Consider the following 16,984-nt stretch of genomic DNA (forward strand, 5'->3'; position numbering starts at 1 on the left):
AGTTGTGATGAAAGTATTTCTTCAAAATAGAGATTTTAGGCAATTAACCATCAACCAGTGGATTTCAACGGTTGGGGATACGATTTTTTATCTGGCCTTTTTGAATTATGTGGCAGATGCATCTTTTGCCCCTTTGGCGATTTTACTGATCACGATTTCAGAAACCCTTCCTCAAGTTCTGCAAATCTTTCTGGGAGTTTTGGCGGATTTTCAACATCATCGTGTCCTAAAATATACAATGATTAGTTTTGCAAAATTTTTGCTTTACTCTATCGTTTCTTTATCACTTTCAGGGCAGTCCTTTTCCTTGTTATTAGTAGCATTTATTTGTCTGATTAACCTCTTATCTGACACATTGAGTTATTTTTCAGGCGCCATGCTCACTCCGATTTTCATTAGAATTATTGGGCAAGACCATCTGGCAGAAGCTATTGGATTTAAACAGTCAACTGTTAGTTTAGTGAAAACAATCAGTAATATTCTAGGAGGAGTCTTACTAGGTATTCTATCTATCCAGTCTATTTCCTTACTGAATGCTCTGACCTTTTTAATCGCATTTTTAGGTATTCTTTTCATAAAAACAGACCTCTTGAAAGTAGAAAAAACGATTAGCTATCAAGAAGGACTCTCTGTAAAATCCTTTTGCCAGCATCTGCTCCAATCATCAAAATTGATATGGAATATGAATAAGGTGCTCTTGGTTTTGTTTATTATCTCTATTAGTCAAGCAGTGATAAATGTTACAGTTCCTGTTTCTACTCTGTTTTTGAGGAATCAGCCCTTTTTGAATTTACAAACAGGTCAATCTCTTGCCTTGTTATCCACCCTTGAATTGTCAGCCCTTATTGTCGGAAGCCTTGTGAGTGGCTATCTGAAGAATACAATCTCCATAAAACTAGCCCTATATGCCTCGCTTATTATCCAATTACTCCTTTTAGTTGGCTTTGTGGCAGTTCGTTTTGACTGGATTCTTATCTTTAGTGCCTTGGATGCCTTTTTCGCAGGTATCCTCTCTCCTCGATTACAGGAACTCATTTTTAAACAAATACCTGAGGAGTCAATGGGAGCAGTTCAATCCTCTATCGGCGCCATTACAGTTGTTTTACCTAGCTTATTTACAATAGCTTTGGTAACCATTGCTACTAGCTTTGGAACTCTGGCAGTTAGCTTTGTTTTATTGCTATTTCTTCTAGCTGCCTTTATCATACTCTTGAATATCCGTGAAAACATTTAGCGAAGAATGTGTATATTATATGTTTGAGACTGGATTCCAGTCTGTTTATGATGGCTACAATCAGCAGACTGTTAAATTTTTGAGAAAGTTGCTTGACATTTTAGACCAATCGGTTTATAATTAAAAAATGTAGAGGTAAATACATGAGAAAAGAAGAAAAAACAAGACTACGAAGAGAGAAAATCATTACCGCTGCTTTGTTTGAATTTGCTACAAAAGGCTATCAAGGTTTTGTCATCAATGAACTTTGTAAAGTGGATGGTATTGCCAAAGGAGTTTTGTATCATAATTTTTCAGGGAAATCAGACCTCTATCTAACTTGGTTTCAGGATATGAACATCAATTATCACAGGTTTTGGATATGATGATTTATGGAATACTAGAGGAAGATTCCTCTAAAAAAGGAGAAAAATAATGTCGAAAATTTGGAAATGGTTGTTACTAATTGCGGGTATTTTTGCAGTTTTTGCAGGTTTTAATATGTTTGCACATCCTCTTATTAGCTTGGCTTCCATGACTTTCTTGTTTGCACTTGTATTTGCAGTTCAAGGGATTTCTGAGATTGTACAATACTTCAAATCAGAAGAAAAGCATGGCTGGAATTTATTTGGAGGAATTGTTACCCTCATCCTCGCTCTTACCTTATTCTCAGGTAGCTTTATTGAAATGGTAACATTTGTACCATTTATCATTTCTTTATGGGCCTTGACAAATGGTATTACAAAAACTATCGTTGGTTTCAAGGTTCGTAAGACGGATAAATCGGTAGGTACCCCTCTAGTTTGGATGGGGATTTTAGGAATCGTAGCAGGTTTAATCATGATGGGATACCCATTGATGACCGGTCTCTATATTAGTTACACCATTGCCTTTGTCTTTATTTATCAAGGTATTGTGGCAATTGTTCAATTCTTCAAGATTAAATAAGAATAAAATGGAGTCTGTCTGATTACAATCAGCAGACTTTTTTCTCTTTCCTGAATGTGTTATAATAGTCCATGCTGTGGCTGGAACTGATTCAGCCCATTTATTAAGACGATATGAGGAGAAAGATGAAAGAAAAAGGATTTTGGGAGGGGGTGCAGGCAGCCATGCCAACAGCCCTTGGTTATGTCAGTATCGGCCTGGCCTGTGGGATTATCGGTGCGCCCTATGTGACACCTGTTGAGATGGGCTTGATGAGCCTCTTTGTTTATGCTGGGAGCGCCCAGTTTGCCATGTTGGCCTTGATTGCGGTTCAGGCGCCCGTGGCAGCTATTGCTATGACGGTCTTTTTGATTAATTTGCGTCTCTTTTTGCTGAGCTTACACGCATCGACCTATTTCCGTCATACCAGTCTCTGGCAAAATATTGGTATGTCTAGTCTCTTGACAGATGAGACCTACGGCGTTTTGATGGGCGAATTGGCCCATACAGACAAGGTCAATCCGATGTGGATGCACGGAAACAATCTCAACAGCTATGTGGCTTGGTTTGTGGGAACAGTGGTTGGAACGGCTCTAGGTGGTCTGCTACCAAATCCAGAAATCTTTGGGCTAGACTTTGCTTTGGTTGGGATGTTTATCGGAATTTTTGCTTCGCAATTCCAGATTATGCAAAGACGGATTCCTGTCCGTAATCTGCTCATTATCCTAGCAGTTGTTGCGGTGTCCTTCTTTTTACTCTTGACAGTGGTGTCTCAGTCACTAGCTGTTCTGTTTGCGACGCTACTTGGTTGTACAATGGGGGTGGTATTAGATGGTCAGTAAGTATCTTTTATTAGCAGTTATTTTCTCTGGCTTGGTGACCTGGATTCCCCGTATGATTCCCTTCATCTTGGTCAAGTATAAGGGTTTGCCTGCGATCGTTGAGCGCTTTTTGAAGTTCTTGCCCGTTTCTATTATCTTTGCCTTGATTCTGTCAAGCGTAGTGACAGGTAAGGTTGGGAGTTTTCCTCAAATCAAATGGCTGGACTTCTTAGCCGTATTTCCAACAGCTTGGGTGGCCTTTCGTTACCGCAATCTAGTCGGAACAGTTCTCTTTGGAGTGATCTTAATTGCCGTCTTGCGTTTGGTCTTTTAAATCAGCCATAAAGAAAACCTATCACAGAGATAGATATCATATAATGGCGCAAATGGTCTTTTTCTGTTAAGATTATAAGGTATTCTATTTTGGAGGAAATGACATGAAAAAAATCGTTAAATACTCATCTCTTGCTGCCCTAGGGCTTGTTGCTGCAGGTGTACTAGCAGCTTGCTCAGGTGGTGCTAAGAAAGAGGGAGAAGCAGCTAGCAAGAAAGAAATTATCGTTGCAACTAATGCTACACCAAAACCATTCAACTATGAAGAAAATGGCGAATTGACTGGTTACGAAATTGAAGTGGTTCGCGCTATCTTTAAAGACTCTGACAAGTATGATGTCAAGTTTGAGAAGACAGAGTGGTCAGGAGTCTTTGCAGGACTTGATGCTGACCGTTACAATATGGCTGTTAGCAACATCAGCTACACTAAAGAACGTGCTGAAAAATACCTTTATGCAGCTCCAACTGCTAAAAACCCTAACGTTCTTGTAGTGAAAAAAGATGACCCTAGCATTAAATCGCTTGATGATATCGGTGGAAAATCAACAGAAGTTGTTCAAGGGACAACATCTGCTAAACAGCTAGAAGACTACAACAAACAACATTCAGATAATCCAACTGTCCTAAAGTATACTAAAGCGGACTTCCAACAAATCATGGGACGCTTGAGCGATGGCCAGTTTGACTATAAGATTTTTGATAAAATCGGTGTTGAAACAGTCATCAAAGACCAAGGTTTGGACAACTTGAAAGTTATTGAACTTCCAAGCGACCAACAACCTTACGTTTACCCACTTCTTGCTAAAGGTCAAGATGAGTTGAAATCATTTGTAGATAAACGTATCCAAGAACTCTACAAAGACGGAACGCTTGAAAAGTTGTCTAAACAATTCTTCGGAGACACTTACCTACCAGCAGAAGCTGATATTAAATAATTTTTTGAAATCATCCATTCTGAATAAGGTGGATGATTTCTCAGTTTTTAAGGATATAGTTTTAAACTATATATCTGACTATCTAATAACAATTTGTGAAATCAAATAAATTGTGAGATACTAGTACGGTATTATTTTTAAGGAGAAAGAATCATGAAAATCAAAAAATGGCTTGGTGTAGCAGCTCTTGCTACAGTCGCAGGTTTGGCTCTTGCAGCTTGCGGAAACTCAGAAAAGAAAGCAGACAATGCAACAACTATCAAAATCGCAACTGTTAACCGTAGCGGTTCTGAAGAAAAACGTTGGGACAAAATCCAAGAATTGGTTAAAAAAGATGGTATTACCTTGGAATTTACAGAGTTCACAGACTACTCACAACCAAACAAGGCAACTGCTGATGGCGAAGTAGATTTGAACGCTTTCCAACACTATAACTTCTTGAACAACTGGAACAAAGAAAACGGAAAAGACCTTGTAGCGATTGCAGATACTTACATCTCTCCAATCCGTCTTTACTCAGGTTTGAATGGAAGTGACAACAAGTACACTAAAGTAGAAGACATCCCAGCAAACGGAGAAATCGCTGTACCAAACGACGCTACAAACGAAAGTCGTGCACTTTACTTGCTTCAATCAGCTGGCTTGATTAAATTGGATGTTTCTGGAACTGCTCTTGCAACAGTTGCTAACATCAAAGAAAATCCAAAGAACTTGAAAATCACTGAATTGGATGCTAGCCAAACAGCTCGTTCATTGTCATCAGTTGACGCTGCCGTTGTAAACAATACCTTCGTTACAGAAGCAAAATTGGACTACAAGAAAGCACTTTTCAAAGAACAAGCTGATGAAAATTCAAAACAATGGTACAACATCATCGTTGCGAAAAAAGATTGGGAAACATCACCAAAAGCTGATGCTATCAAGAAAGTGATCGCAGCTTACCACACAGATGACGTGAAAAAAGTTATCGAAGAAACATCAGACGGTTTGGATCAACCAGTTTGGTAATAAGAAACAGGGAGGTGGGAGAGAAAATTCCACCTCTTGCTTTTGTATAGAGCATGGATTGTAAAGAAGACTATAGGTTCATAGAAAGGTAGAGAGAATATGGTTTTTCCTAGCGAACAAGAACAGATTGAAAAATTTGAAAAGGATCATGTAGCCCAGCATTATTTTGAGGTTTTGCGTACCTTGATTTCTAAGAAGTCGGTCTTTGCCCAACAGGTTGGACTTAAGGAAGTTGCCAACTATCTGGGTGAGATTTTCAAGCGTGTTGGGGCTGAAGTGGAGATTGATGAGACTTATACGGCGCCCTTTGTCATGGCACATTTCAAGAGTTCGCGTCCAGATGCCAAGACCCTGATTTTCTATAACCACTATGACACTGTGCCAGCGGATGGGGATCAGGTGTGGACAGAGGATCCCTTTACGCTTTCGGTCCGCAATGGCTTTATGTATGGGCGTGGGGTTGATGACGACAAGGGTCATATCACGGCTCGTTTGAGTGCTTTGAGAAAATACATGCAGCACCATGATGACCTGCCTGTCAATATCAGTTTTATCATGGAGGGAGCGGAGGAATCCGCTTCGACAGACCTAGATAAGTATCTAGAAAAGCATGCGGATAAACTCCGTGGTGCAGATTTGTTGGTCTGGGAACAAGGAACCAAAAATGCCTTGGAACAGCTGGAAATTTCTGGTGGAAATAAGGGGATTGTGACCTTTGATGCCAAGGTGAAAAGCGCTGATGTGGATATCCATTCTAGTTATGGTGGGGTTGTGGAATCAGCTCCCTGGTATCTCCTTCAAGCCATACAGTCTCTTCGTGCAGCAGATGGCCGTATCTTGGTTGAAGGTTTGTACGAAGAAGTTCAAGAGCCAAATGAACGTGAATTGGCCTTGGTGGGTACCTATGCCCAACGAAATCCAGGGGAAATCAGCCAGATTTATGGTTTGGAATTACCCCTTTTACAAGAGGACCGCGCAGCCTTTCTGAAACGTTTCTTTTTCGAGCCAGCCCTTAATATCGAAGGGATTCAGTCAGGTTACCAAGGACAAGGGGTTAAAACGATTTTACCAGCAGAAGCCAGTGCTAAGCTAGAGGTTCGTTTGGTTCCTGGTCTAGAACCGCATGATGTTCTGGAAAAAATTCGGAAACAGCTAGACAAAAATGGCTTTGATAAGGTAGAATTATACTATACCTTGGGAGAGATGAGCTATCGAAGCGATATGAGCGCACCAGCCATTCTCAATGTAATCGAGTTGGCCAAGAAATTCTATCCACAGGGCGTTTCAGTCTTGCCGACAACAGCGGGGACAGGGCCTATGCATACGGTCTTTGATGCCCTAGAGGTACCAATGGTGGCCTTCGGTCTAGGAAATGCTAATAGTCGAGACCACGGTGGGGATGAAAATGTGCGAATCGCCGATTATTACACCCATATTGAATTAGTAGAGGAGCTGATTAGAAGCTATGAGTAGAGATATTATCAAGTTAGATCAGATCGATGTGACTTTTCACCAAAAGAAGAGAACCATCACAGCGGTCAAGGATGTGACCATTCACATCCAAGAAGGGGATATCTACGGAATCGTTGGATATTCTGGAGCAGGGAAATCAACCCTTGTAAGGGTGATTAATCTCTTGCAAAAGCCATCTGCAGGGAAAATTACCATTGATGACGATGTGATTTTTGATGGCAAGGTGACCTTGACGGCCGAGCAGTTGCGTCGTAAACGTCAAGATATTGGAATGATTTTCCAGCATTTTAACCTGATGAGCCAAAAGACAGCAGAGGAGAATGTAGCCTTTGCCCTTAAACACTCTGGACTCAGCAAGGAAGAAAAGAAGGCTAAAGTAGCCAAGTTGTTGGACTTGGTTGGCTTGGCAGACCGTGCTGAAAACTACCCTTCACAACTATCTGGAGGGCAAAAACAGCGTGTAGCCATTGCGCGTGCCTTGGCCAATGATCCAAAAATCTTGATTTCAGACGAGTCAACTTCTGCCCTTGACCCTAAGACAACCAAGCAGATTTTGGCCTTGTTGCAAGATTTGAACCAAAAATTAGGCTTAACTGTTGTCTTGATTACGCATGAAATGCAGATTGTCAAAGACATTGCTAACCGTGTGGCAGTTATGCAGGATGGGCATTTGATTGAGGAGGGTAGTGTTCTTGAAATCTTCTCAGACCCTAAACAACCTTTGACTCAAGACTTTATCTCAACAGCTACAGGTATTGACGAAGCTATGGTCAAAATCGAGAAGCAAGAAATTGTGCAAAACCTGTCTGAAAATAGTCTCTTAGTGCAACTCAAGTATGCAGGTGCTTCAACAGACGAGCCACTTTTGAATGAATTGTACAAGCATTATCAAGTGACGGCGAATATCCTCTATGGAAATATCGAAATCCTCGATGGAACTCCTGTTGGAGAATTAGTTGTGGTCTTGTCAGGTGAAAAAGCAGCGCTAGCAGGTGCTCAAGAAGCCATTCGTCAAGCAGGCGTACAACTAAAAGTATTGAAGGGAGGACAGTAAGATGGAGTCATTGATTCAAACCTATTTGCCAAATGTCTATAAGATGGGCTGGGCTGGTCAAGCAGGCTGGGGGACAGCCATCTACCTAACTCTTTATATGACAGTTCTTTCCTTCATCATCGGAGGTTTCTTGGGGCTAGTTGCAGGTCTCTTCCTTGTCTTGACCGCGCCAGGTGGTGTCTTGGAAAATAAGGCTGTTTTCTGGATTTTGGATAAGATTACCTCTATTTTCCGTGCGGTGCCATTTATCATTCTCTTGGCAGTCTTGTCACCCTTCTCTCATCTAATCGTAGGAACAAGCATTGGTCCAAATGCGGCTATTGTACCCCTATCTTTTGCAGTCTTTGCCTTCTTTGCCCGTCAGGTGCAGGTTGTCTTGGCTGAATTGGATGGTGGTGTCATTGAGGCGGCTCAAGCTAGCGGAGCGACATTCTGGGATATCGTAGGTGTTTACCTATCAGAAGGTCTTCCAGATTTGATCCGTGTGACGACTGTGACCTTGATTTCCCTTGTTGGGGAAACAGCTATGGCGGGGGCAGTTGGAGCTGGTGGTATCGGTAACGTAGCTATCGCTTATGGATTTAACCGCTACAATCACGATGTGACGATTTTGGCAACCATTATTATCATTTTGATTATCTTTACAATCCAATTCTTGGGAGATTTCTTGACCAAGAAATTGAGCCATAAATAAAAATAGCTAGGACATCTGTACATCATTCATAAGAGTTGTCGTATAGCCAAGACTTAAAATTCTCTGTACTGGTTGCTATCAATCGTCGCTTTTATGAGTTAGAGAGTTAAGAATTGTGGGGAGTCAATATGCAAAATCTGGGAGAAGTTTTTAAAGAATTGAGAAAGAGTCGGAATGTATCTCTACAGGAGGCAACGGGAGGAGAGTTTACTTATTCCATGCTGAGCAAATTTGAGCGTGGAGAAGCAGACTTATCATCTATGAAATTGATTACTGCTTTAGATAACATCCACTCTGATTTGAATGAATTTATGTACTTGGTACGTGGTTTTTCTCAGAAAAAGGTTTTGGCTTTTCAAGAAAATCTCTGGGATCTATATGACAGAGAAGGGATTGATTCTCTCCATTCCTTGTATGAAGAGATGGCTCAAAAGTATAGATCAAGTGGTGAAAAGAGCTATCTTTTACAAATGATTCGTATCAAAAGCCTTCTTGTGTTTTTTGATTCAGAAATAAGAGCAACGGATGAAGAACTGACTTTTCTCTATGACTATTTTTTTACTATTGATATCTGGGGAAATTATGAATTGGAACTATTTTCAACGATTTCTACTTTGTTTCCTCTGCCCCTCTATTTTAAATATTCTAGGGAGATGTTGCAAAAGACGGATTTATTAGGCTCTTTACCTAGTAACAAAGTTGGTATTGACACCATTTTAATTAATGGACTCTTTAAAGCGATAGAGGAAAAGGATAAATTAAAAGCAGACTATTTTGTTTTTCAGATTGAAAAACGAGAATTGCCAGAATCTGAAGCTTATCTGAAAATCATTTATATGATTGCTAAAGGGTATTATGATACTATTTTTAATGTAGAAAATAAGGGTCTTGAAAAAATCCAGAGAGGCATTACAATCTTACAAGATTTAGAGTATGTAGGTGGTGCAAGATACTATGAAAACTATTTTGCAAATCAGCTTTCAAATAAAGATTTGTAATATATTCTCGTTACATCGACTGATGAAAAATAAATAGCCTTGTAGATGGATTGATAATTAGTAGTTTCTAGGCGCTAGAGTTTCTATTTTCAGAAAAAATATATTACAAAAAAGTGGGGAGCCCCGCTTTTTTTGTTAGACTGGATTCAATAGAATACTCTTTGAAATGTGAGAAAGGCCTGTTATGAAACTATTCTTAAGACATCATTTATTTAGAATACTGACCTTATCAAGGTTTTTGAGCTCAAGTGGAGCTTATATTTATAATCTGGTATTTATCGTTTATGCTGCGAGTCTACCCTTTAAAAATATAGCTGTATTTATGGCGAATATGATTACGATTTTACCTTTCCTATTTACTTTTTATGTTGGGATTAAGGCTGATCATACTCGGAATAAAGCAGGGACAATTATTTGGGTTGGTTGTGTGCAAAGTCTACTATTTCTTTTGATTGCTAGTGTGATTCATGACCAGAACTTCGTAACGTTTGCTATTATCTGTATGGTTAATATCTGTTCGGATATTTTATCAGATTATACAGCAGGACTTCGTATGCCGATTATCCAGCATAATATTTCGGAAGATAAGCTCTATGAAGCTTATTCCTTTACTCAGTTTGTTTCCTATTTATCAAATCTAGGAGGTCAAGCCTTAGGAGTGTGGCTACTCACAACAAGCCACCAAAATTTTTCTTTTGTTGCAATTGTGAATGCTGGCTTCTTTTTACTATCTTCTCTCATTTTGTTCAAAAATAGAAGAGAATTGACGCATTTGTCTGTAAGTGTAGAGGATAAGTCGATTAGTTTACTTCAACAAGTTAAGGCAATCTATGCGGACATGGATAATATATTTAGACAGAGAGAAAGTAAATCTTTGTTTAAAATAATTCTTGTCATTTTAGTGATGAATACTTTGGGAGGAGCAGTTGGAGGTATTTACCACTTTTATTTATTAGACCATACTATCTATCATCTCAGCTATGCTCAAGCTCTATTTTTAATTGAATGTGTTAGCTTGGGAGGAGCTATTCTTGGTAGCCTAACTCCTCATGATTATTTTGGGAAATTGTCTTTCTCAAGTTTGCTATCGCTCAATGCAATCCTGTTTGTATTACTTGCTACTGCTAATATTTTAGATTTTTCTCCTCTAGTAGGTGTTGCTTGCTTAGCTTTTGTCATGTATTTGATGTCGAAGTCAATGCCTAAATTAGATACTCTATTACTGTCTAATTTGAGCGCGGATGTATTAGCTCGAAGTAATAATCTCTTGAGTATGATTTTTTCCCTAACATTACCTTTGGGGATGTCTGTATTTTCCTTCTTAGCTTTGCAAGATATCAGGCTTTGTTGGTGGGTATTTTTGGTAGTGAGTGTGATAGGGTTGATTTTATCACTAGAAAAAAGAAGTTTTTCAGATAAAAAAGTTTAGCCTAGAAAGCTCAGGATTACTAGAAGATCTGTCGGATTTGATCCGTGTGACGACTGTGACCTTGATTTCCCTTGTTGGGGAAACAGCTATGGCTGGTGCGGTTGGAGCTGGTGGTATTGCTAACGTAGCCATCGCTTATGGATTTATACTCTTCAAAAATCAAATTCAAACCACGTCAGCGTTGCCTTGCCGTACTCAAGTACAGCCTGCGGCTAGCTTCCTAGTTTGCTCTTTGATTTTCATTGAGTATTAACCGCTACAATCACGATGTGACCATCTTGGCAACCATCATTATCATTTTGATTATCTTTGCAATCCAATTCTTGGGAGATTTCTTGACTAAGTCTTGAGTCATAAATAAAAAGAGCCGTGCGGCTCTTTTTATTTATCAGATTTTCTGTGCAAATTTTTTACTCAAGGCTTGTCCAATCAAGGCGCCAACTAGGGCTCCGATGACAACACTAGCGATAAATAGAAGGATGGTTCCAGGATTTGGTGCGACCATGATACGGTCGATATATTCTTGGGATTTTCCTCTTGCTAGAAGAGTAGCCATATAGGTTTGGGGCGCAATCCACATGAGTAAGATTGGACCAGTTGAACTAAAGGCGAAAATAATGAAAGAAAGCAAATTTTTTGTTTGGTCCTTGTATTTTCCTAAATGAGCTACTCCATCTGCTAGAAGACCACAGATAATTCCAGGAAGGAAGGCACCAGCACCGTGTTTGCTCCCCAAGAAAAAGAGGGCGATGACAAGGCCGATAGTGGTAATGGCTCCAAAGCGCGGAACTTTTGCGACTAGAATCATATAGACGCTACCGCCGACAAGGGCAGTAAAGGCAGGTGCATAAAACATGTTTCCAGTTTGGTCAAGGAGATTGCCCAAAAGGACACCAATCCCCATGCAGAGGAAGTAAAGAACTGCAAAGAGCAGTGTAGTTAAGATAGATTTGTTCATGAATTGTCTCCTGATAATTTTCTCACAATTCTCATTGTACCACGGTTTGGTGGGATTGTAAATGGATAGTCTATGTTTTTGAAAACGCTTGAAATATGATATAATAGTTTCATAGTTATTTTTAGGAGGATATCATGGGGAGATTTTTAGACTTTGTCTTTAATCGTTTCTTTTTAGGGATGATTGCGACAGCCTTCTTTTGGCTATTAACATTGGCAGGAGGGATTATCCTTGGTCTAGCGCCGGCTAGTGCCACCTTGATGAGCCTGTATGCAGAACATGGTTATAGCTTTCGGGAATACAGTTTGAAGGAGGCGTGGTCTCTTTATAAGCAAAATTTCGTCTCAAGCAACCTGATTTTCTATAGCTTTTTAGGGGTGGATCTAGTTTTGGTCTATGGCCTGTATCTCTTGGTGCAATTGCCTCATCAGACTATTATTCATTTGATTGCGACCTTTTTGAATGTCCTAGTAGTTGCCCTGATCTTTTTGGCTTATACAGTATCTTTGAAATTACAAGTTTATTTTGATTTGTCCTATCGAAATAGTCTCAAACTATCCTTGATTGGCATATTTATGAGCTTAGCAGCTGTGGCCAAGGTTCTCCTTGGGACAGTGCTACTTGTGGCAATTGGTTACTATATGCCTGCCCTACTTTTCTTTGTAGGAATTGGGATGTGGCATTTCTTTATCAGTGATATGTTGGAACCGGTCTATGAAAGTATCCATGAAAAATTGGCGACAAAATAGAATGAAGCAGTTTTGGCTACATACGCTTCTAAGAACCTACAGTTCAGTTATGATGATTATTATTGCGAGTTTTGCAATCTTACTCTCTTACGCTGACTGGGATTCACGGGAAAAGGAAGCTCAAAGAGTAGCCCAACGTGTAACCACTCGAACAGTCGATGAGGTGGAGTATTATTATCGGGAGTCAGCCCAACTGGCGCAAGATTTAGTAGCCAATCAAGACCGGATACAAGGGGTTTATAAGTACTTTAGCTTGTCAACTTCTGAGTATTTTTATTGGCTATTGGAGCATCAAGCAGCTTCGTCAACTTCTATTTCTCTGTATGAAAACATTGATGATCTTTATGTCCAAAATGACTCTATAACGGGTGTTGCAATCGTCTTGCAGGATTTTAAAGAAGTTTATGTTTCAACAAGGGATAAAAGAAGTGGTCATGTCTTGCCTGCTGAGGCCTTTAAACCAGAGGCCAATAGTTTTGGCATTCCAGTTCTGGACCCAGCAACGGATCAATCTATAGGAGTGATTTACATCTCCTTGGATCCAGAAGTCTTATATCATGCCATTGACAATACCCGAGGTCATATCCCGATGGCTGTGACTGTGACATCACCATTTGATACGGAGATTTTTCATATTGGTGAGAGGGTCAATAGGTAACATGAGAACTGGTTTGTCGGTTTTACCTCTCATGGATATCAGGTTCAGGTGGCAGTTCCTAAAAACTTTGTTTTACAAGGAACAGTGGCTAGCTCTGCTTTGATTGTGGGCTTGAGCCTTCTCTTTATTGTCATTCTCTATCTGACTTTGAGGAAGACTTTTGCTAATTATCAAAAGCAGGTAGTGGACCTGGTGGATTCCATCCAAGCTATTGCCAAAGGACAAGAAGGTCTTCGCATTGATACGCTTGAAAAGGATCAGGAATTGCTCCTAATCTCGGAGACGACCAATGATATGTTGGATCGCTTGGAAAAGAATATCCATGATATTTATCAGTTAGAGCTTAGTCAAAAAGATGCCAATATGCGAGCCTTACAGGCTCAAATCAATCCTCATTTTATGTATAATACGCTGGAGTTCTTGCGCATGTATGCAGTTATGCAAAGTCAAGATGAGTTGGCAGATATCATTTATGAATTCAGTAGTCTCTTGCGTAACAATATTTCCGACGAGAGAGAGACCCTTCTCAAACAGGAATTAGAATTTTGTCGTAAATACAGCTATCTCTGCATGGTTCGCTATCCCAAGTCCATTGCCTATGGTTTCAAGATAGACCCAGAGCTAGAGAATATGAAAATTCCTAAGTTTACCTTGCAACCGCTGGTAGAAAACTATTTCGCGCATGGTGTTGACCACAGACGGACAGATAATGTGATTAGCATCAAGGCGCTTAAACAGGATGGTTTTGTAGAAATTTTAGTGGTCGATAATGGTCGTGGAATGTCGGTTGAAAAACTGACAAGTATTAGAGAAAAATTAAGTCAGAGACATTTTGAACACCAAGCCAGTTACAGTGATCAAAAGCAGTCTATCGGGATTGTCAATGTCCATGAGCGTTTTGTGCTCTATTTTGGGGACCGCTATGCCATTACTATAGAGTCTGCGGAGCAAGCAGGTGTTCAGTATCGTATTACAATTCAAGATGAGTAGAAAGGGAGAAAATGTATAAAGTATTATTAGTAGATGATGAGTACATGGTGACAGAAGGTCTGAAACGTTTGATTCCCTTTGATAAGTGGGATATGGAGGTCGTCGCAACAGCCAGTCATGCCGATGAAGCCCTAGAATATGTTCAGGAAAATCCTGTCGATGTGGTCATTTCCGATGTCAATATGCCCGATAAAACAGGGCTTGATATGATTCGGGAGATGAAAGAAATCTTACCAGATATTGCCTATATCCTTCTCTCGGGTTATCAGGAGTTTGATTATGTAAAAAGAGCCATGAACCTTAGTGTGGTGGACTATTTGGTCAAACCTGTTGATAAGGTAGAGTTGGGAAATCTGCTGGAGAAGATTGCAGGTCAGCTCGGCGAGAGAGGAAAGAAAAGTCAGACCCTTAGTCAAGATTTAGATGAGGCTGGATTTGTTAGTTATCTAGGAGGTGAGGAGAATTGGTGGATAGGCCTATCCAAGGAAAAACAAGGATCTTTTACCATTCCCTACTATGTCTTGGGTCAAGACTGGCAGATTTTTATTTCTGATAAACCCCTAGATGGTTTAGTCGTTACTCCCTTTGAAGCTCCTTATCAAGAACACTTTGAACGCTGGAAGTTGAATGCTGAGAAAGCCCTCTTTTACGGTTCTGTAAATCTACAACAGTCTGAGAGTCTCTTTGCCTATTACGAACCGATTTATAGGGTTATCATTCAGGGGAACCTCAATCAAATCGTGGAAGAGTTAAACCTCTTGGAGAAGGTGGTTCTTGAAAATACGCCGCGTGTTCCCATTACCAAACAGCTTTTTATCCAGTTTATCATGGATGTCTTTCATTTGTTTGAACATCTAAAGGCTGATGATTTGACGGATATTGTCAAAACGATTCATGCTATTCAAACCTTCGATGAATTGGTTCCTTATATCAAGGAAACTCTGACTCGATTCTTTGGACAATATCGGATGAATGAAAATGTGGTTAGTGTGCTAGAAGTCATTGGGCGTGATTATCAGAAAGAACTTTCCTTCAAGGATATCAGTAAGGATCTCTTTATCAATCCTGTCTATCTGGGACAGTTGATTAAGCGAGAAACCAATTCGACCTTCGCAGAGTTACTAAACAAACAGCGCATTAAGGCTGCCCAACAGCTCTTGCTTTCAACTAGTGACAGCATCGAAGATATTTGTTATGCTGTTGGTTACAGTAATGTTGGATATTTCTATAAAGTGTTCCGAAAATTGTGCGGAAAATCGCCAAAAGCCTACCGAAAACAGGTAGAAACGACATTATAAAATTTGTATCCCTTTACAAAAAGTGCTATAATATCAATAATAATATCAGGAGGTTCTATTATGAAAAAGAAACCAATTTATCTATGGGTCTTGCTAATCTTGTCTGCTCTTATTTCAGCTATGTCTCTGTTTGGAATGTTGAGTCCCTTGCCTAGCAAAGAAGTCCTTCGTGCTAAACAGTCACATGTTGCAGGACTTAGTGCCCAGCAATTAGAAGACAACATCAATTACACCTATAGAGTAGCAGAATCATCTCATTCTATTTTTAATATGGCCTTGATTGTACTGTCTGCTATTTTAGTTGTAGTAGCGATTGTCTTCCTTATTCGTAAAAATTTGCAATATGCAAACTATACTTATGTCGGCTATGTTTTGCTAGCCATTATTGGTTCGATTTATGGCTATGTTAGTTTACAAGACGCTGTGCAGTTAGTTCACGATGAGACCATGCGTTTAGGGATAAGTGTTATTTCACAAGCCGTTAGCATTTTCTATATCGTCATCAATGTTCTTTTCTTAGCCCTTGTCTTCTATAAGATGTGGCGTCAACAGAAAGCCTTGGCGGAAGAAGAGGAAACAGAAGATCTTGCTTAAGTATTGACAAAAAAGAGCTATCAAGTTACAATCTTGGTAGTTCTTTTTCGATTAAAAATAAAATCATGGAGGAAAATATGAAGACAATTTCTTTAGTTTATATTAGTTTGAGTGGCAATACTGAGAGTTTTGTGACGCGCTTGAAAGACTATCTCTTGTCCCAGTACGAGGGAATTGAGGTTCAAAAGATTCATATCAAGGATTTGGTCAAGGAAGGTCACGATTTCTATGAAATGGACCACCCTTACGTCGCCTTTCTACCGACCTACCTTGAAGGTGGGAATGGCGTGGATAATGGAGATGTAGAGATTTTGACGACATCAGTGGGGGATTTTATCGCCTATGGTGACAATGCTAGTAAGTGTTTTGGCGTGGTTGGCTCAGGAAATCGTAACTTTAATAACCAATACTGCCTGACAGCTAAGCAATACAGCCAACGCTTTGGTTTCCCTGTCTTGGCTGACTTTGAAATGCGAGGCATGCTGGAAGATATCAAACGTGTCGCAGCGATTATCGCAGATTTGTATGAGTTGGAAAGGGAGAATTAATACTCAATATAAGAGGTGGTTGAAGTTGTTCAACTGCTTTTTGAGTATAAACAGTCTTTGAGAACGTAAAAAAGCATAAGTTCAGGTATTCAAAACCTTGTTCTTATGCCTTTTAGCATAGAAATATTGACTGAATTTTTTCTTGATATTCTCCGAAAATCTCTTCAAACTACGTCAACGTTTCCTTGCCGTATATATGTTACAGACTTCGTCAGTCTTATCTACAACCTCAAAACAGTGTTTTGAGCAACCTGCGGCTAGTTTTTTCTTTGCTCTTTGATTTTCATTGAGTATGAAATGAAAC

At 39.7% G+C, this 16,984-nt stretch carries 17 protein-coding genes and 3 pseudogenes; 19 read left to right on the forward strand and 1 reads right to left on the reverse strand.

What is annotated here, in order from left to right; genetic code table 11:
• Positions 1 to 7: 7 nt before the first annotated feature.
• The 14 genes and pseudogenes from NMM26_RS01240 to NMM26_RS01305 form a co-directional block, all read left to right on the forward strand.
• Positions 8 to 1,234 carry an MFS transporter gene (locus tag NMM26_RS01240; protein WP_000862437.1) on the forward strand — a complete coding sequence of 409 codons (1,227 nt, stop codon included), beginning with the start codon at positions 8 to 10 and terminating at the stop codon, positions 1,232 to 1,234.
• 143 nt (positions 1,235 to 1,377) lie between these two features.
• A complete protein-coding gene (locus NMM26_RS01245; protein ID WP_004250194.1) occupies positions 1,378 to 1,599 on the forward strand; it encodes a TetR/AcrR family transcriptional regulator in 222 nt (73 codons plus the stop codon).
• Between the two features lie 49 nt (positions 1,600 to 1,648).
• Positions 1,649 to 2,161: an HdeD family acid-resistance protein gene (locus tag NMM26_RS01250; RefSeq protein WP_023948489.1), complete on the forward strand. Its 513-nt coding sequence runs from the start codon at positions 1,649 to 1,651 to the stop codon at positions 2,159 to 2,161.
• A 125-nt stretch (positions 2,162 to 2,286) separates the two neighbouring features.
• Positions 2,287 to 2,982: an AzlC family ABC transporter permease gene (locus NMM26_RS01255; RefSeq protein ID WP_080710021.1), complete on the forward strand. Its 696-nt coding sequence runs from the start codon at positions 2,287 to 2,289 to the stop codon at positions 2,980 to 2,982.
• Positions 2,972 to 3,295: an AzlD domain-containing protein gene (locus NMM26_RS01260; protein ID WP_020902668.1), complete on the forward strand. Its 324-nt coding sequence runs from the start codon at positions 2,972 to 2,974 to the stop codon at positions 3,293 to 3,295. The genes NMM26_RS01255 and NMM26_RS01260 overlap by 11 nt, the downstream gene beginning before the upstream one ends.
• A 103-nt stretch (positions 3,296 to 3,398) precedes the next feature.
• Positions 3,399 to 4,229, forward strand: coding sequence for an amino acid ABC transporter substrate-binding protein (locus NMM26_RS01265; protein ID WP_049500712.1), 831 nt, complete (start codon positions 3,399 to 3,401; stop codon positions 4,227 to 4,229).
• Between the two features lie 153 nt (positions 4,230 to 4,382).
• On the forward strand, positions 4,383 to 5,237 hold the full coding sequence (locus tag NMM26_RS01270) for a MetQ/NlpA family ABC transporter substrate-binding protein (protein WP_000694523.1): 855 nt from the start codon (positions 4,383 to 4,385) through the stop codon (positions 5,235 to 5,237).
• A gap of 99 nt (positions 5,238 to 5,336) precedes the next feature.
• Positions 5,337 to 6,710, forward strand: a complete 1,374-nt coding sequence (locus NMM26_RS01275; protein ID WP_000231805.1) for a M20/M25/M40 family metallo-hydrolase — start codon at positions 5,337 to 5,339, stop codon at positions 6,708 to 6,710.
• Entirely contained in the window at positions 6,703 to 7,764 is a 1,062-nt protein-coding gene (locus tag NMM26_RS01280) for a methionine ABC transporter ATP-binding protein (RefSeq protein ID WP_004260936.1), read from the forward strand. The genes NMM26_RS01275 and NMM26_RS01280 overlap by 8 nt, the downstream gene beginning before the upstream one ends.
• Before the next feature lies 1 nt (position 7,765).
• Complete coding sequence (locus tag NMM26_RS01285) at positions 7,766 to 8,458, forward strand: methionine ABC transporter permease (RefSeq protein WP_247942341.1); 693 nt, start codon at positions 7,766 to 7,768, stop codon at positions 8,456 to 8,458.
• Between the two features lie 311 nt (positions 8,459 to 8,769).
• Positions 8,770 to 9,456 carry an Rgg/GadR/MutR family transcriptional regulator gene (locus tag NMM26_RS01290; protein ID WP_302850807.1) on the forward strand — a complete coding sequence of 229 codons (687 nt, stop codon included), beginning with the start codon at positions 8,770 to 8,772 and terminating at the stop codon, positions 9,454 to 9,456.
• A gap of 184 nt (positions 9,457 to 9,640) precedes the next feature.
• A complete protein-coding gene (locus tag NMM26_RS01295) occupies positions 9,641 to 10,885 on the forward strand; it encodes a transporter (RefSeq protein WP_254753629.1) in 1,245 nt (414 codons plus the stop codon).
• A gap of 16 nt (positions 10,886 to 10,901) precedes the next feature.
• Positions 10,902 to 11,030: pseudogene (locus tag NMM26_RS01300) on the forward strand (ABC transporter permease); the annotation flags it as partial.
• 106 nt (positions 11,031 to 11,136) lie between these two features.
• A pseudogene (locus NMM26_RS01305) lies at positions 11,137 to 11,235 on the forward strand (ABC transporter permease); the annotation flags it as partial.
• Between the two features lie 38 nt (positions 11,236 to 11,273).
• On the opposite strand, the gene NMM26_RS01310 reads toward NMM26_RS01305, so the two are convergent.
• Positions 11,274 to 11,843 (reverse strand): MptD family putative ECF transporter S component, encoded by a 570-nt coding sequence (locus NMM26_RS01310; protein ID WP_254753630.1) that lies wholly within the window; start codon positions 11,841 to 11,843, stop codon positions 11,274 to 11,276.
• 134 nt (positions 11,844 to 11,977) lie between these two features.
• Between NMM26_RS01310 and NMM26_RS01315 the strand changes: the two genes are divergently transcribed.
• The 5 genes and pseudogenes from NMM26_RS01315 to nrdI all read left to right on the forward strand — a co-directional run bounded on the left by NMM26_RS01315 (position 11,978) and on the right by nrdI (position 16,680).
• Positions 11,978 to 12,592 carry a YesL family protein gene (locus NMM26_RS01315; protein WP_000532348.1) on the forward strand — a complete coding sequence of 205 codons (615 nt, stop codon included), beginning with the start codon at positions 11,978 to 11,980 and terminating at the stop codon, positions 12,590 to 12,592.
• A pseudogene (locus NMM26_RS01320) lies at positions 12,570 to 14,240 on the forward strand (sensor histidine kinase). Before NMM26_RS01315 ends, NMM26_RS01320 begins: the two are co-directional and overlap by 23 nt.
• Before the next feature lie 11 nt (positions 14,241 to 14,251).
• Entirely contained in the window at positions 14,252 to 15,538 is a 1,287-nt protein-coding gene (locus NMM26_RS01325) for a response regulator transcription factor (RefSeq protein WP_254753631.1), read from the forward strand.
• Between the two features lie 60 nt (positions 15,539 to 15,598).
• Positions 15,599 to 16,132, forward strand: coding sequence for an ABC transporter permease (locus NMM26_RS01330; RefSeq protein ID WP_223330348.1), 534 nt, complete (start codon positions 15,599 to 15,601; stop codon positions 16,130 to 16,132).
• Between the two features lie 77 nt (positions 16,133 to 16,209).
• A complete protein-coding gene (gene nrdI / locus NMM26_RS01335) occupies positions 16,210 to 16,680 on the forward strand; it encodes a class Ib ribonucleoside-diphosphate reductase assembly flavoprotein NrdI (protein ID WP_254753632.1) in 471 nt (156 codons plus the stop codon).
• The last annotated feature ends 304 nt before the right edge of the window (positions 16,681 to 16,984 follow it).

It is taken from the genome of Streptococcus sp. CF7_Ac1-8, assembly GCF_024295435.1.
Taxonomy (GTDB): domain Bacteria; phylum Bacillota; class Bacilli; order Lactobacillales; family Streptococcaceae; genus Streptococcus; species Streptococcus mitis_AP.

Coding starts and splice junctions, on each gene's coding strand:
- NMM26_RS01240 (WP_000862437.1), top strand. CDS start 8: ATGAAAGTATTTCTTCAAAATAGAGATTTTAGGCAATTAACCATCAAC.
- NMM26_RS01245 (WP_004250194.1), top strand. CDS start 1,378: ATGAGAAAAGAAGAAAAAACAAGACTACGAAGAGAGAAAATCATTACC.
- NMM26_RS01250 (WP_023948489.1), top strand. CDS start 1,649: ATGTCGAAAATTTGGAAATGGTTGTTACTAATTGCGGGTATTTTTGCA.
- NMM26_RS01255 (WP_080710021.1), top strand. CDS start 2,287: ATGAAAGAAAAAGGATTTTGGGAGGGGGTGCAGGCAGCCATGCCAACA.
- NMM26_RS01260 (WP_020902668.1), top strand. CDS start 2,972: ATGGTCAGTAAGTATCTTTTATTAGCAGTTATTTTCTCTGGCTTGGTG.
- NMM26_RS01265 (WP_049500712.1), top strand. CDS start 3,399: ATGAAAAAAATCGTTAAATACTCATCTCTTGCTGCCCTAGGGCTTGTT.
- NMM26_RS01270 (WP_000694523.1), top strand. CDS start 4,383: ATGAAAATCAAAAAATGGCTTGGTGTAGCAGCTCTTGCTACAGTCGCA.
- NMM26_RS01275 (WP_000231805.1), top strand. CDS start 5,337: ATGGTTTTTCCTAGCGAACAAGAACAGATTGAAAAATTTGAAAAGGAT.
- NMM26_RS01280 (WP_004260936.1), top strand. CDS start 6,703: ATGAGTAGAGATATTATCAAGTTAGATCAGATCGATGTGACTTTTCAC.
- NMM26_RS01285 (WP_247942341.1), top strand. CDS start 7,766: ATGGAGTCATTGATTCAAACCTATTTGCCAAATGTCTATAAGATGGGC.
- NMM26_RS01290 (WP_302850807.1), top strand. CDS start 8,770: ATGTACTTGGTACGTGGTTTTTCTCAGAAAAAGGTTTTGGCTTTTCAA.
- NMM26_RS01295 (WP_254753629.1), top strand. CDS start 9,641: ATGAAACTATTCTTAAGACATCATTTATTTAGAATACTGACCTTATCA.
- NMM26_RS01310 (WP_254753630.1), bottom strand. CDS start 11,843: ATGAACAAATCTATCTTAACTACACTGCTCTTTGCAGTTCTTTACTTC.
- NMM26_RS01315 (WP_000532348.1), top strand. CDS start 11,978: ATGGGGAGATTTTTAGACTTTGTCTTTAATCGTTTCTTTTTAGGGATG.
- NMM26_RS01325 (WP_254753631.1), top strand. CDS start 14,252: ATGTATAAAGTATTATTAGTAGATGATGAGTACATGGTGACAGAAGGT.
- NMM26_RS01330 (WP_223330348.1), top strand. CDS start 15,599: ATGAAAAAGAAACCAATTTATCTATGGGTCTTGCTAATCTTGTCTGCT.
- nrdI (WP_254753632.1), top strand. CDS start 16,210: ATGAAGACAATTTCTTTAGTTTATATTAGTTTGAGTGGCAATACTGAG.